Origin of the sequence: Pedobacter sp. B4-66 (assembly GCF_018492665.1) — a bacterium.
Classification (GTDB): domain Bacteria; phylum Bacteroidota; class Bacteroidia; order Sphingobacteriales; family Sphingobacteriaceae; genus Pedobacter.
On the sequence record NZ_JAFVME010000006.1, the window covers coordinates 185,393 to 199,412 of the forward strand.

17 protein-coding genes are annotated in these 14,020 nt (G+C 35.7%); 7 read left to right on the forward strand and 10 right to left on the reverse strand.

Translation table 11 applies throughout. The features are described from left to right. Positions 1–7 precede the first annotated feature (7 nt). From bioA to J1905_RS12535, 3 genes are read right to left on the reverse strand one after another with little or no spacing between them, the layout of a single operon-like run. The gene (bioA, locus tag J1905_RS12525; RefSeq protein ID WP_214227592.1) at positions 8–1,276 is read right to left on the reverse strand and encodes an adenosylmethionine--8-amino-7-oxononanoate transaminase; all 1,269 of its coding nucleotides are present in this window, start codon (positions 1,274–1,276) and stop codon (positions 8–10) included. Next, on the reverse strand, positions 1,273–1,713 hold the full coding sequence (locus J1905_RS12530; RefSeq protein WP_214227594.1) for an NUDIX domain-containing protein: 441 nt from the start codon (positions 1,711–1,713) through the stop codon (positions 1,273–1,275). Before J1905_RS12530 ends, bioA begins: the two co-directional genes overlap by 4 nt. After that, positions 1,710–2,633: a cation diffusion facilitator family transporter gene (locus tag J1905_RS12535; protein WP_250318088.1), complete on the reverse strand. Its 924-nt coding sequence runs from the start codon at positions 2,631–2,633 to the stop codon at positions 1,710–1,712. Before J1905_RS12535 ends, J1905_RS12530 begins: the two co-directional genes overlap by 4 nt. A 189-nt stretch (positions 2,634–2,822) precedes the next feature. Here J1905_RS12535 and J1905_RS12540 point away from each other — a divergent pair, with 189 nt between their 5' ends. After that, entirely contained in the window at positions 2,823–4,016 is a 1,194-nt protein-coding gene (locus J1905_RS12540; protein WP_214227596.1) for a pyridoxal phosphate-dependent aminotransferase, read from the forward strand. A gap of 279 nt (positions 4,017–4,295) precedes the next feature. Here the strand turns inward: J1905_RS12540 and J1905_RS12545 are convergent, their stop codons facing one another. Beyond that, positions 4,296–5,537, reverse strand: a complete 1,242-nt coding sequence (locus tag J1905_RS12545; protein WP_173092227.1) for an ABC transporter permease — start codon at positions 5,535–5,537, stop codon at positions 4,296–4,298. A gap of 174 nt (positions 5,538–5,711) precedes the next feature. Here J1905_RS12545 and queA point away from each other — a divergent pair, with 174 nt between their 5' ends. Both queA and J1905_RS12555 read left to right on the forward strand, forming a co-directional pair. Then, a complete protein-coding gene (queA, locus tag J1905_RS12550; RefSeq protein WP_214227597.1) occupies positions 5,712–6,761 on the forward strand; it encodes a tRNA preQ1(34) S-adenosylmethionine ribosyltransferase-isomerase QueA in 1,050 nt (349 codons plus the stop codon). 137 nt (positions 6,762–6,898) lie between these two features. Continuing rightward, positions 6,899–7,582: a 2-C-methyl-D-erythritol 4-phosphate cytidylyltransferase gene (locus J1905_RS12555; protein WP_214227599.1), complete on the forward strand. Its 684-nt coding sequence runs from the start codon at positions 6,899–6,901 to the stop codon at positions 7,580–7,582. Between the two features lie 88 nt (positions 7,583–7,670). Here J1905_RS12555 and J1905_RS12560 read toward each other — a convergent pair whose 3' ends face one another. The 6 genes from J1905_RS12560 to J1905_RS12585 all read right to left on the reverse strand — a co-directional run bounded on the left by J1905_RS12560 (position 7,671) and on the right by J1905_RS12585 (position 10,540). Then, positions 7,671–7,832: a lmo0937 family membrane protein gene (locus J1905_RS12560; protein WP_108205730.1), complete on the reverse strand. Its 162-nt coding sequence runs from the start codon at positions 7,830–7,832 to the stop codon at positions 7,671–7,673. A 134-nt stretch (positions 7,833–7,966) separates the two neighbouring features. Then, positions 7,967–8,188 (reverse strand): DUF2795 domain-containing protein, encoded by a 222-nt coding sequence (locus J1905_RS12565; RefSeq protein WP_008240955.1) that lies wholly within the window; start codon positions 8,186–8,188, stop codon positions 7,967–7,969. Between the two features lie 86 nt (positions 8,189–8,274). Continuing rightward, the gene (locus J1905_RS12570; protein WP_214227601.1) at positions 8,275–8,823 is read right to left on the reverse strand and encodes a cob(I)yrinic acid a,c-diamide adenosyltransferase; all 549 of its coding nucleotides are present in this window, start codon (positions 8,821–8,823) and stop codon (positions 8,275–8,277) included. A 9-nt stretch (positions 8,824–8,832) separates the two neighbouring features. Next, positions 8,833–9,591, reverse strand: a complete 759-nt coding sequence (locus tag J1905_RS12575) for an ABC transporter ATP-binding protein (RefSeq protein WP_214227603.1) — start codon at positions 9,589–9,591, stop codon at positions 8,833–8,835. A 50-nt stretch (positions 9,592–9,641) separates the two neighbouring features. Next, complete coding sequence (gene gatC, locus J1905_RS12580) at positions 9,642–9,932, reverse strand: Asp-tRNA(Asn)/Glu-tRNA(Gln) amidotransferase subunit GatC (protein WP_214227605.1); 291 nt, start codon at positions 9,930–9,932, stop codon at positions 9,642–9,644. Next, positions 9,929–10,540 carry a lysophospholipid acyltransferase family protein gene (locus tag J1905_RS12585; protein WP_250318089.1) on the reverse strand — a complete coding sequence of 204 codons (612 nt, stop codon included), beginning with the start codon at positions 10,538–10,540 and terminating at the stop codon, positions 9,929–9,931. The genes gatC and J1905_RS12585 overlap by 4 nt, the downstream gene beginning before the upstream one ends. Positions 10,541–10,799: 259 nt before the next feature. On the opposite strand from J1905_RS12585, the gene trpS reads away from it, so the two are divergent. From trpS to J1905_RS12605, 4 genes are read left to right on the forward strand one after another with little or no spacing between them, the layout of a single operon-like run. Beyond that, positions 10,800–11,798 (forward strand): tryptophan--tRNA ligase, encoded by a 999-nt coding sequence (gene trpS / locus J1905_RS12590; protein WP_214227609.1) that lies wholly within the window; start codon positions 10,800–10,802, stop codon positions 11,796–11,798. Between the two features lie 45 nt (positions 11,799–11,843). Further along, complete coding sequence (locus tag J1905_RS12595; RefSeq protein WP_108205724.1) at positions 11,844–12,458, forward strand: deoxynucleoside kinase; 615 nt, start codon at positions 11,844–11,846, stop codon at positions 12,456–12,458. After that, entirely contained in the window at positions 12,459–13,193 is a 735-nt protein-coding gene (kdsB, locus tag J1905_RS12600) for a 3-deoxy-manno-octulosonate cytidylyltransferase (protein WP_214227611.1), read from the forward strand. Next, positions 13,190–13,723: a hypothetical protein gene (locus J1905_RS12605; protein WP_214227613.1), complete on the forward strand. Its 534-nt coding sequence runs from the start codon at positions 13,190–13,192 to the stop codon at positions 13,721–13,723. The genes kdsB and J1905_RS12605 overlap by 4 nt, the downstream gene beginning before the upstream one ends. Positions 13,724–14,020: the final 297 nt, after the last annotated feature.

A 14,020-nucleotide genomic window follows, 5' to 3' on the forward strand; every position in this document is an offset into this window, starting at 1 on the left:
TATTATATTATATATCGTTTAGTGCTTTAGTAATAGTTTGGTAAATATAGTCCAGATCATCATTACTGATGACATAAGGAGCTAAAATGTAAATAATATTACCTAATGGCCTCAAGATGATGCCACGTTCCAAAAAGTAATTGTACAGTTTATTTCTCAATCCGCTTAAATAAGAAGTATCAGTTCCAGTCTCCCACTCCAATACCAATATAGTCCCAGCCTGCCTAACATCCTTAAGCTTAGGATGATCTTTAATTTGCAAAGCAAAAGCCTCATGCTTTGCTACTACTCTATGAATATTTTCTAAAGTTTCGGGTTTTAACAGGATATCCAGACTAGCCAAAGATGCTGCACAACTTATAGGATTTGCAGTAAATGAGTGACCATGATATAAGGTCTTAAGCTTATCTTCACTTAAAAAGGCATCAAATATTTTCTCGTTACAAGTAGTAATCCCCATTGGCATAGTGCCGCCAGTAAGCCCCTTAGACAGACAGAAAATATCAGGACTAGTAGTTAATGCTTCACAAGAGAAATACTTACCTGTGCGCCCAAAACCGGTCATAACTTCATCAGCAATGGTTAATATTCCATGTTTCTGACAGGTTTCAATAAGTTGATCCAGGTAATGAGGCTCATACATTTTCATACCAGCCACTCCCAAAACCATAGGTTCAAATATAAAGCAGGCAACCTCATTAGAAAGATAATTGATCTTCGATTTAAGCTGCTCTATATTTTTTTCATTTGGCAGATCAATAAACTCTACATCAAATAACAATGAGGCAAAAGGATCAGTAAAAATACTACGACCACTTACTGACATTGCACCAAAAGTATCACCATGATAGGCTTCTTTAAATGCAATGATTTTTGTGCGCGGCTGCTTACTTGTATTAACCCAATATTGCAGGCACATTTTTATTGCCACCTCTATTGCGGTAGAACCGTTATCACTATAAAATACCTTTTCCTGTTTCCCGGGTAGCAATGGAAGCAAGCGCTCCGCAAGTTGTACAGCGGGCTCATGCGTAAAACCTGCAAATATTACGTGTTCTAAAGTCTTTAACTGCTCGGCAACTTTAGCCGCAATATGTGGATGAGCGTGTCCATGAATGGTTACCCACCAGCTAGAGACAGCATCAATATATTTTTTACCATACTCATCAAATAAATAAACACCCTCTCCACGTACAATCGGGATATGAGGTAAAGCATTTTTCATCTGGGTATAAGGATGCCATATTACTTTTTTATCCCTTTCGGCTAAACTCATTGGTTTCTTTCGTTAATTAATAGTTCTACTACGGTTTTGTCTGTCTTAAAAGTTACATCGTCAGTTTTAATATCGTCTAAACTAACCCATCTAAACGATTGTAAAGTGTTTTCATCGAAATCAAACACATCAGTTTTAAAATTAAGGGCTAAAGGATATAAGGCCTTTACCGCATAATAAATACTTAAAATTTGGCTATCATTAAAAGATGATTGCTCATAGAAATCAGTAGTATAAAGATGTTTCAATACTTCAATCTCGGCATTACACTCCTCCATAAACTCTCGTTTAAGTGCGTCTATCAGCCCCTCCCCTAACTCCAATCCTCCACCGGGGAATTTACTAAAGGTTCTGCCGCCTGATTGTTCATCACTAATCAGAACCTGGTTTTCAGCATTAATTAGTAAGCCATATACCCTTACATTAAAATAACTCATTGATCGAAGTGTTTTTGATTTTTAGTTGCATTTTCGATTGTCCACTCAATTTCACCTCTAAAGGCCTCTTCTCGCACAGGACAATCCTTCATTTCACAATAATTGCAGCAAGCAGGTAAACAAGGATCTGCATGAATAAATAATTCTGTTTTACGATGTGCATTCCCATTTATCAGCTTATCAATGCTTGATATCTCCTGATGAACACGATTGAGATCGAAATAGTAAGGAAGTGTAAAGTGACAGTCAATATGCAGATCGGCACCATATTGCTGTGCCCTAAGGTTATGAACGTCTATCCATGGTTCTTTACGGTTTTCCTGCAAAATACCTATAATGTCTTTTACCAGATCGATATTACTTTCGTCCATTAAACCACCTACAGATTGCCGGGTAAGCTTATAGCCGTTATAAATAATGTATAATCCCAATAAAATAGAGATCACACCATCCAACCAGTAAATTTCAGTAAGCTGTATTAAAACCACACCAATCACCAATCCGGCACTGGTTATGGCATCGGTAAGCAGGTGTTTGCCATCAGCTTCCAGTGTAATTGAATTATGCCTCTTCCCAGTATTAATGAGATAAAAACCTATTATTAAATTTACTAATCCTGTCGCCCCAATTATACTTGCTCCTTCAAAAAGTTGATAAATTGGTTTAGGATATATTAAATCGTAAGTAGATTTAAAGATGATAATTAATCCCGCTATGGTAATCAGCGCACCTTCCAGAAAAGCAGAGAAGAACTCAACTTTACCATGACCATAAGGATGATTTTTATCTTTAGGGATAGTTGCCAGATAGATACTATAAAATGCAAAACTAGTGGCAAGTACATTTACAATACTCTCTAAAGCATCAGTTAAAATTGCATTAGATTGAGTGATGAAATAGGCAACAAATTTTGCCAACATAAGCACTATACTGATGCATAAAGAAAGAAGTATCGCCTTTTTTTTAGGTTGCACTTTATAGAGATTAGTCACCAAAAATACAGTTTCACTATCGAATTACATTAAAAAGTATTTTTTTTAGTTTATAATTCAGTGAGGTTCATATATTTGTCATTGCACAAAATTAAATTTGCCCACGCACAAATTATTATGACATTTTTATCCAAAAGAATCAATAACCTATCTGAGTCACAAACAATTAAAATGGCTAAGTTAGGCAGAGAGCTATCCGCAAAAGGAATAGACGTTATCAACCTAAGTTTTGGTGAGCCAGACTTCTTTACACCAAAATTTGTTAAGGAAGCTGCAAATACCGCTGTAGATGAGAATTATTCATACTATACTCCGGTTTCTGGTTACCCTGAACTACGTAAGGCAGTTGCAGAAAAGTTATTGAGAGAAAATGGATTGAGCTACAGCTTTGATCAGATTGTAGTTTCAACAGGCGCAAAACAATCACTTGCCAACGCAGTAATGTGTATTGTAGATCCGGGAGACGAAGTTATCGTTCCAACTCCTTACTGGGTATCTTATTCAGAAATGATTAAACTTGGTGAAGGAGAAACTGTATTCATCAATGCTACAGTTGAAAACAACTTTAAAATCACAGGAGCTCAATTAGAAGCAGCAATTACTCCTAAAACCAAATTGTTTATGTTCTCTTCGCCATGCAACCCTACGGGATCTGTATACAGCAAGGAAGAATTAGCTGATTTGGTAGCCGTTTTTGAAAAACATCCAAATATCTATATCATATCTGATGAGATTTACGAGCATATCAACTTTGTTGGTAAACATGCTTCTATCGCCGAATTTGATTCTATCAAAGACAGAGTGATCTTGATCAATGGTTTCTCTAAATCTTATGCCATGACAGGCTGGAGAGTTGGTTATATGGCAGCAAATAAAGAAATTGCAAATGCTTGCGATAAATTACAAGGTCAAATCACTTCGGGTAGTTCTTCTATCGCTCAACGTGCAGCTTTAGCAGCTTATCAAGGTGGATTAGACAGCGTAACCGAAATGGTTGATGAATTTAAAAAACGTAGAGACATCGTTTACGCTTTATTAAAAGAAATCCCAGGCGTTAATGTAAATCTTCCAGATGGAGCTTTCTATTTCTTCCCTGAGATAAAATCTTACTTCGGTAAAACTGACGGTACTCAAACCATCAATAGCGCTGAAGATTTAAGCTTATTCTTATTGAACGAAGCTCATGTATCTACCGTAACCGGAGAAGCGTTCGGAAACAGCGATTGTATCAGAATTTCTTATGCCGCTGCTGAAGATAAACTTAGAGATGCAGTTTCAAGAATAAAAGCTGCTTTAGCTAAATTAAGCTAGTTAGTATTTAGATACCAGTTTTAGTACTTAGACATTAGTACTAATATCTTGAATTCAAACATAATACAAAGGCCTGTTCCAAATAATGGAACAGGCCTTTGTATTATGTTTCTTAGCATTACTCCATGCATATTGGACTAGTGAGTTTATGCTAAGGCGCCATAACTTAAAACCTGAGCGTTCTAGGAAAAGGCATAGGAAATTTTGTCCTTCTTCAGGGCAAAAGATTCCAGCCTTTGAGTAGTAATGGTCAGGTTTTAAGCAAAAAGCGAAGCCATATTACGAGCGAATCGCTTCGACAGGATCCAACCTAGACGCTGCATACGCCGGCCAAAATCCCGATATTGTTCCAATAACAAGAGACACACCTATCCCTAGAATTATATTCTTCATAAACAAGACCATTTCAAAACCGGCTGCACTGGCGCCCAATGTTGCCAAATAAACTAGAAACAGTCCTAAAAACCCTCCAAGCAAACACAATGCTATTGCTTCAAACAGAAACTGGAGCATAATAAAATAATTTTTAGCCCCCAGAGACTTCTGAATACCAATAATATTAGTACGTTCCTTTACAGAAACAAACATAATATTTGCAATACCAAACCCTCCTACAAGAATTGAGAAACCACCAATAACCCAACCAGCAATGTCAACCATATTAAACATCTTATCCAGCTGATTAGAAGCAATAGTACTTTTATTCAAAGAGAAATCATCCTCCACACCAGGTTTCAACCTTCTTATGGAACGCATCGTTCCTTTTATTTCACTTTCAATTTCTTCAAGAGAAATGTGTTCAAACCCCCTTACAGTAATCGATGGATCATACCTATCGCTTTCAATATCCATAATGCCTTTTGCAAAATTTAAAGGCATAACAAGATTTTTATCCTGAGACATACCTAGAATATCTTCACCTTCTTTTTTGAAAACACCAACTACATTCAACTTACGGCCCATCACTATTATAGATTTTCCAATTGCAGGCTCGCCGTTAAACAACCCTTCGGCTACAAGAGCACCAATAAGAACAACAGGAGAACCCGACTTGCCTTCATTCTCTGTAAAATACCTACCCTCCTGAAAATCCAGAGTCCATGTTTTATTAAAATCCTGTGAAGCTGCCCTTACGCCTACTCCCTCCACAGAATTACTTCTATGTTTAATAGTACGTTCATTTGCCCATATCTCATAAGAAAGACCTTCAGCATGTTCCAAACGTGCCCTTAACAACTCATAATCTCTCAATGAGGGAACAGGTCTGTTCATATATTTCCACCACGGATAATCACCAAAGCCTCCCCATGGCCATTTTTGAATAAATATCGTTTTAGAACCCAATTTATCTATACTTGCCTGCAGTTTCCCTCTAAAAGTATCAGCAGCAGAAAACACGAATATGATTGCAAAAATCCCAATGGTTATCCCCAGTAAGGAAAGCATTGTGCGAAGTTTATTTTGGCGTAGTGCATCAAATGCAAATCGAAAACTTTCGCCTATTAGTTTGAAAATAATCATAATTAACGTTTAGACCAAAACTAACCAAAAAGGTTACAGAAAAATATTATATAATATAAAAAATACAATTATGTTTATAAATAAAATCTATCTTGTTTATCAGGACGTAAGTTAATTGCAAAAAAGAAGATTATATTTTGTAAATTTGCGCCCTTAATTATCACATCGAAAAATATGAAGTTATCTCAATTTAAGTTTAATCTACCTGAATCATTAGTTGCCAATAATCCTTCAGAACAAAGGGACGAAGCCCGTTTAATGGTTCTACACAAGGATAGTGGCAAAATTGAACATAAAATATTTAAGGATGTCCTAGGTTATTTTGATGATAAGGATGTAATGATATTGAACAACACCAAAGTTTTCCCTGCCCGTTTATACGGAAATAAAGAAAAAACAGGTGCTACAATTGAAGTTTTCTTATTGCGTGAACTGAACAAAGAATTACGTTTATGGGATGTTTTAGTGGATCCCGCTCGTAAAATCCGTGTTGGAAACAAATTATACTTTGGTGATGACGATTTATTAGTTGCTGAGGTTGTTGACAACACTACATCACGTGGACGTACCATCCGTTTCTTATTTGATGGAACTGATGAAGAGTTCAGAAAGAACATCGAAATACTTGGTGAAACTCCACTTCCTAAATATATCAAGCGTAAAGCTACTGCTCAAGATAAAGAACGTTACCAAACTATATTTGCAAAACATGAAGGAGCTGTTGCTGCCCCTACAGCAGGTTTGCACTTTAGCAGAGAACTAATGAAACGCCTGGAATTAAAAGGTGTTAACTTTGCAGAAGTTACTTTACACGTAGGCCTAGGTACTTTCAGATCTGTAGAGGTTGAAGACTTAACTAAACACAAAATGGACTCAGAACAGTTCATTATTGAGCAAAAAGATGCAGACATTGTAAATAAAGCTATTGAAGACAAAAGAAAAATCTGTGCAGTTGGAACAACTTCTATGCGTGCAATAGAATCAGCTGTATCTTCAAACAGAACACTTAAGGCTGCTAACGACTGGACTAGTAAGTTCATCTTCCCTCCTTATGATTTCAGCATCGCTAATTCAATGATTACTAATTTCCACACTCCAGAATCAACCTTATTGATGATGGTAAGTGCATTTGGTGGTTACGATTATGTTAGAAATGCATACGAAGTAGCTTTAAAAGAAAAGTATCGTTTCTATAGCTATGGCGATGCCATGCTGATTATATAGTTTCAGTAGTTAGATATCTTCGAGTACTTAGATATTAGTACTTAGTATTTAGACAGGATGCAAATAATTCATTAACTATGCGATTTATCTAAATACTAAATACTAAATACTAATATCTACCTACTAAATCCCCACTTATGAAATACTACGCCATTTTAGTTGCAGGTGGATCAGGTAGCAGGATGCAAAATGCGATAGCGAAGCAATTTTTATTACTCGATGGCAAACCTGTCTTAATGCATACACTTGAGGCTTTTCATCAATGTGTACTAAATCCTGAAATACTAATAGTATTAAACATACACCAACATACCTATTGGGAAGAGCTATGCAGCGCTTACAGCTGCTCGATCCCTCATCAGGTCATAAAAGGTGGGGAACAAAGATTTCATTCCGTAAAAAACGGCCTAAAAGCCATTAAAGGCAAAGGCATTGTCGCAGTGCATGATGCTGTAAGGCCGCTAGTATCTCCAAAGCTTATCGAAAAGTCATTTCAAGTAGCAGAAGAGAAGGGCAACAGCATTGTTGGCATTACACCAACCGATTCAATCAGAAGAATTTTAGGAAGTAATAAAAATGAGGCTTTAAATAGAAACGAAGTTACCTTAGTACAAACCCCGCAAACATTCAATCTCGATGTATTAAGAAAATCTTACGAAAAACCTTTCAGAAATGAATTTACTGATGATGCCTCAGTTGCAGAATATTCAGGATTTGAAATAAATATGATTGAAGGGGAAAGAGAAAACATTAAGATTACCTATCCTGAAGATCTCGAAATAGCCTCAATCTTTCTTAGAAAAAGAAGAGCTAATTCCTAAATGCTAGATATCGAAAAATAATTACTCACGCCATTCTAACCTCAAAGAAGCTAAAGAGCAAATCGAATTCAGAACGACGTGAATACTATTATGCTGCCCTATTAATAACTTTTAGAATAATTGCGATAACAGCAATAACTAATAAAATATGGATTAAGCCCCCAACACTTGGACCAAATCCATTAAAAAAGAATCCTATAATCCATAGTATCACTAATACTACTGCAACTAGATAAAGTAAATTTCCCATAACGTTTAATTTTAGGTATATGTTTTAGATAGATTTCAGGTTGTGTTAAACACTTCCATGACAAAACATAAACAATCATCGTTCCAAAAAAGAAAGGCCCCGATAATCGGGGCCTTTCTTTTTATGAGATATGGTTAATATTCGTCTTCGTTAAAGAAGAAATCATCCTTAGTTGGATAATCTGGCCAAATCTCTTCGATGGTTTCATATGGTTCCCCATCATCTTCCAAAGCTTGTAAATTTTCTATCACCTCAACAGGTGCACCAGAACGTATACCATAATCTATCAATTCATCTTTTGTTGCAGGCCATGGAGCGTCTTCCAAATGCGATGCGAGTTCTAAAGTCCAATACATATTTCTTTACTATTAAGTTATTCTAAATTTATCCGCAAAAGTATAATAAAAAACCTGAGCAAAACAAACTTTTTTTTCCACTTTTTTTATAGCCTCGGAAGCCATATATTTTCTTCCGTTCCAGCATCTAAATTCAGTTTTCGTGCCAAAACAAACAAATAATCGCTTAAACGGTTCAAATAAATGGTCATTTTTTCGTCAACAAAGCTTTCGGCCGCTAAATGTACCGTTAAACGCTCTGCACGGCGGCAAATACATCTCGCTACATGACAGTAAGAAACTACCGTATTTCCCCCTGGCAACACAAAATGCTTCAATTCCGGCAATATTTCATTCATACGATCCATCTCCTCCTCCAGCAATGAAATATCGCTTCCATGAAGATCAGGAATCTTCATCCTTGATTTTTCAGGATCTGCGGCCAACGAAGCGCCAACCGTAAATAACCTATCCTGAATCTCTTTTAGTATTTTTTGATGATGGTTGTCAATATCCTGACACATAATTAACCCAATATAAGAATTGAGCTCATCAACTGTTCCGTAACATTCAATACGTAAATGGAATTTTGGAACACGGGTACCTCCGATCAATGAGGTTAATCCCTTATCTCCTGTTTTGGTATATATCTTCATTAAGAAATATTATACTATTTTCTCAAAGTCACTACCTATTTTCTCCAGGTTAGAAAGACGTGGAGATACCATTTTGATGTCTTCGTTCTTGTAGTCTTTTTCAACCAAGCCATCACGCATACGTACAATACGATGCGCATGTTGTGCTATGTCCTCTTCGTGAGTAACCAGAATAATGGTATTTCCTTTACTGTGAATTTCTTCAAGCAAGCCCATAATTTCTATTGAGGTTTTGGTATCAAGGTTACCTGTTGGCTCATCAGCCAATATAATTGAAGGATTATTTATTAATGCTCTAGCAACAGCTACACGCTGACGCTGACCACCCGAAAGCTCATTAGGTTTATGGGTTACCCTATTACCTAGGCCAACATTCTCTAAAGCTTTTTGAGCGCGCTCATCACGCTCCTTCTTAGAGGCACCTGCATAAATTAATGGCAAAGCAACATTATCTAAAGATGTAGAACGGGGTAAAAGGTTAAAAGTTTGGAAAACAAACCCGATCTCTTTATTCCTAACTTCAGCAAGCTCATTATCAGTCATATGGCTCACATTAATCCCATTAAGAATATATGTACCCTTACTAGGGGTATCCAAACAACCAAGAATATTCATTAAAGTTGATTTTCCTGAACCAGAAGGTCCCATCAAGGCAACAAATTCTCCCTTATGAATATCAAGAGTAACCGATTTTATAGCATGAATAACTTCTGAACCTATGACGTATTTACGACCTATATCGCTAATTTGTATTAATGCTTTTTCCATTACTTTTTCTTTTTTAGACGACCCTTAACACCTCAATGTTACACCTGCGTTTATTTTTCTATAATTTTAGGAACAAAGAAGAAACTCTCGTTATGCTTTGCCGCATTTTTCAATCCATCTTCTACTGAAATTTCCTGCTTCACTACATCCTCTCTCCAGATATTCTCCTCAAGGTTCATATAAACCAAAGGCGCTACACCGGTAGTATCCAACTCATTCAACTTCTCCATAAAAGTAAGTATCTTATTCATGTCGGGAATCAATGTATCAACTTCTTTATCTTCAATAGCTATTCTGGCTAAATCTGCAACTTTATTTATGGTTTGCTTATCTATAATCATTTATGAGCAAGTTTACTATTTATTAAATCAAAAACCCGATCCTTCAATAAATCTGAATCATCAACACTCAAATCTAGAGTTGTAATCGGTTTGTGGATGTAAATATCGCAAATTCCCGGACTTGTTCCATATTTTGAACCATCATCCCACATTCTTTTCCAAATATTAACCATACTTACAGGAACAATGGCTACATTTTTTTCAATAGCCAGCCTAAAGGGCCCATTCTTAAAAGGAATTGTTTTTGGCGGGTATTGATCCTCTATCTTACCTTCCGGAAAAATAATAAGACTCATCCCTTTTTCCAGATTATCTCCTGCTTTTTTAAACGCCCTAAATGCCGAAATCTTACTTTCACGCTTTACAGGAACGTCAATAGTATTAAAAAACAACTTCAAAACCGGATTAGCCAACAATTCCTCTTTACCCATAAAATGAAAACGCCCTTTTGCAATTACACAAAGTGTCATAATATCAAAATTAGAGGTATGATTAGCACAATATATATAGGTTTGATCGCTTTTCAGTTCTTCTTCAAATTTAATGCGATAAACCAGACCAATAAAAAAGCTGCAAATAAAGCTATTCCATTTTCGCAGTTTATTCATCAGATCGTAATACCTTGGATGCGTAGATGCAAAATAATAAAATGGATAAAATAAGGTCGAAAAAACCAAAAGAACAAATAAAGAATATATACGGTGCAGGTGCCTTAGAAATTTAACCATCAAATTCAAACATACAAAATTTTAGAATTCAAACCATTAAAGTATAAGAGCTGTGAAAATATTTAATCATTTATAGAATGGGCATAAAAAAAGAAATTATAAGCAGATCGAATTAGGGTTTTTTATTAATTTCGGCCTTATGAAAGAAACGGTAGTTAGCGGCATTCGTCCAACAGGAAAATTACACTTAGGAAATTATTTTGGTGCGGTCACCAACTTTGTAAAAATGCAGTATGATTATAACTGCTATTTTTTTATCGCTGATCTTCATTCTTTAACAACTCACCCTACTCCTGGTGATTTACATGGATACGTTAGACACGTTTTGGTAGAATATCTTGCTTGTGGCATAAATCCAGAAGAAACAACGATTTACATTCAGTCTGATGTTCCAGAGGTTGCCGAACTCTATTTATATCTTAATATGAATGCATACATGGGCGAATTGGAAAGAAGTACATCATTTAAAGATAAAGTAAGATCTCAACCAGACAATGTAAATGCAGGCTTATTAACTTATCCAACCTTAATGGCTGCAGACATTCTGATCCATAAAGCTACAAAAGTGCCCGTAGGTAAAGATCAGGAACAACACCTTGAATTTACACGTACTTTTGGAAACCGCTTTAACAGATTATACAATTCAGAATACTTCCCTGAAGCATTTGCTTTTAACTATTCTCAAAACCTGGTTAAAATACCTGGTTTAGATGGAAATGGCAAAATGAGCAAGTCAAGTGGTGAAGGTAACTGTATTTATTTAGCAGATAGCCCGGAAATTATCCGTAAAAAAGTATCACGCGCCGTAACAGATAGTGGCCCTTCAGAAGAAAACCAAGCTAAACCTGAAGCAATTCAAAACCTGTTTGATTTAATGAAAATAGTTTCTCCAGCTGATACTTTGGAGCATTTTGATGGACTGTATAATAAAATGGCCATACGCTATGGTGATTTCAAAAAACAATTGGCCGAAGATATGATTGTATTTAACACACCTATTCGTGAACGTATTGAAGAACTTTCGAAAGACAGTTCATACTTGCGTCAGGTAGCCAAACACGGTGCATCAAAAGCAAGAGAAAGTGCTCAAAAAACCATTAGAGAAGTAAGAGAATTAATAGGTTTCAAATCATTTTAACATTAAGGGTAAAATAACTACCTTACTAATCTTCAAGAAAAGTATATGCATATAGCCATAGTAGGAAATATAGGAGCTGGAAAAACCACCTTAACTGGTTTGCTGGCAAAGAATTATGGGTGGGAAGCTCTATATGAAGCGGTAGACAACAATCCTTATCTTGAGGATTTTTACAGCGACATGAAAAGATGGAGTTTTAATCTTCAAATCTACTTTCTTAATAGTCGTTTCCAACAGATTGTAGATATACAGAACTTTAACAGAAATGTAATACAAGATAGAACCATATATGAGGATGCTCATATATTTGCTGATAACTTGCACGACATGGGCTTGATGACCACAAGGGATCATCAAAACTATAAGGCCATTTTTGCTAATGTTACACAATTTATTAAACCACCTGATTTGCTGGTTTACCTTCGTGCATCAGTACCTACCCTTGTAAACAATATTCAACGCAGAGGGAGAGAATATGAGGCTAGCATCCGTATAGATTACTTATCTAAGCTAAACGAAAAATACGAAGCATGGATTAAGGATTATAAATTAGGTAATCTGCTTATCCTTGACAAAGACAAGCTAGACTTTACGAATAATCCTGAAGATCTGGGAACTATAATACAAGCAATTGAGGCTGAAATAAACGGATTATTTTAAATGAAGATACTGGGAATCATACCCGCAAGATATGCATCAACCCGTTTTCCGGGAAAACCTTTAGTACAAATTAAGGGTAAGAGTATGATTCAGCGTGTTTACGAGCAGGCTGGCAAAGCTAAAACCCTGTCGGACGTAATTGTAGCTACCGATGATGAACGTATTGCTGCCGAAGTAAAACAATTTGGCGGCAAGTTTATTTTAACGGGGAGTAACCATCTAAGTGGAACCGACAGGTGTGCTGAAGTAGCAACCAATGTTTCAGGATATGATGCCATCATAAACATACAGGGCGATGAACCTTATATAGACCCTGAACAAATCAATCTTTTAGCATCATGTTTTAATGAAAAAGATGTTCAATTGGCTACATTAATTAAAGAGATACATACTGAAACCGAGCTTTTCAATGTCAATATCCCTAAAGTTGTAATCAATTTAAAAGGTGAAGCCATTTATTTCAGTAGGCAAACCATCCCTTATATCAGAAATCAGGAAAAAGAAAACTGGTTAAATTCAAATCAGTTCTATAAACACATAGGTATTTACGGCTACACCTACCCTGCCCTTTTAGAAATCACCAAACTACCACCATCCTCTTTAGAGCTTACCGAAAGCTTGGAGCAATTAAGATGGATAGAAAACGGGTACAAAATTAAAACCAAGGTAACGGAAATTGAAACTATTGCAATTGACACACCTGAAGATTTAAATAAAATAAATGATAGTGTATGAAACAACTGTTAGCCTGCCTTTTACTCTGCACCATTCTTTTAGTTGCATGTAATAATGCAAGTGATACAGCTGTTGGAGAACTTTCAAAAACTATTACCAAACCATTTAGTGACTCACTAAAAGTAGATACCTTTAAAGTACAAGTATTGGGTGATAAGCCGGATAACATGCACCTCGCATTCTCCATCACCTCTTTTAATGGTAAACAGATTTACGATATAGATATTAAAGCTACTGATCTGTTTAAAAATTATATCGCTACAATAGACCTTAGTAAGAAAAAAAATCAAATTGAATTTCTGAAAGAAGAAGTTAATCGTTTTTTTGACGATGAGAACTTCATGGAGCCTGCCGTTGATGAAGAAGACAAGCCTGATGAAAACGTACCGGATAAATTATTTTTCGATGAGCTAAAGAAAACCAAATTAAATGGATTCATCTACCGCTTAGGAAAAGAAAACAAAAACTACGTAGCCTGGTCTGCCAAAGAAGGAAAGGTAAAAACCTATTATAGCTGCTGTACCAAGTAAAATATTTTATTTCTATAAAAAAGCATATCAACACAATAAATGTGTATTTGACACGTTTAGGGGCATTCTGTTAAAATTGTTGAAAATTATTTAAAAAAAATATTATGATATTTTCAAATTTAACACTATGTTTATATAACGAAACAAAAAGAACCACGTAAAAGACTATAAATAAACAACCTAGAATATTCTAACCAAATATACTTTAAAGAAAGTGCCCGAAATATTTCGGGCCTTTTTTTTTGATACCTACTCCATAAAAACCTCAAGTTGTCAAAAAACATTATTTTAGCTTTC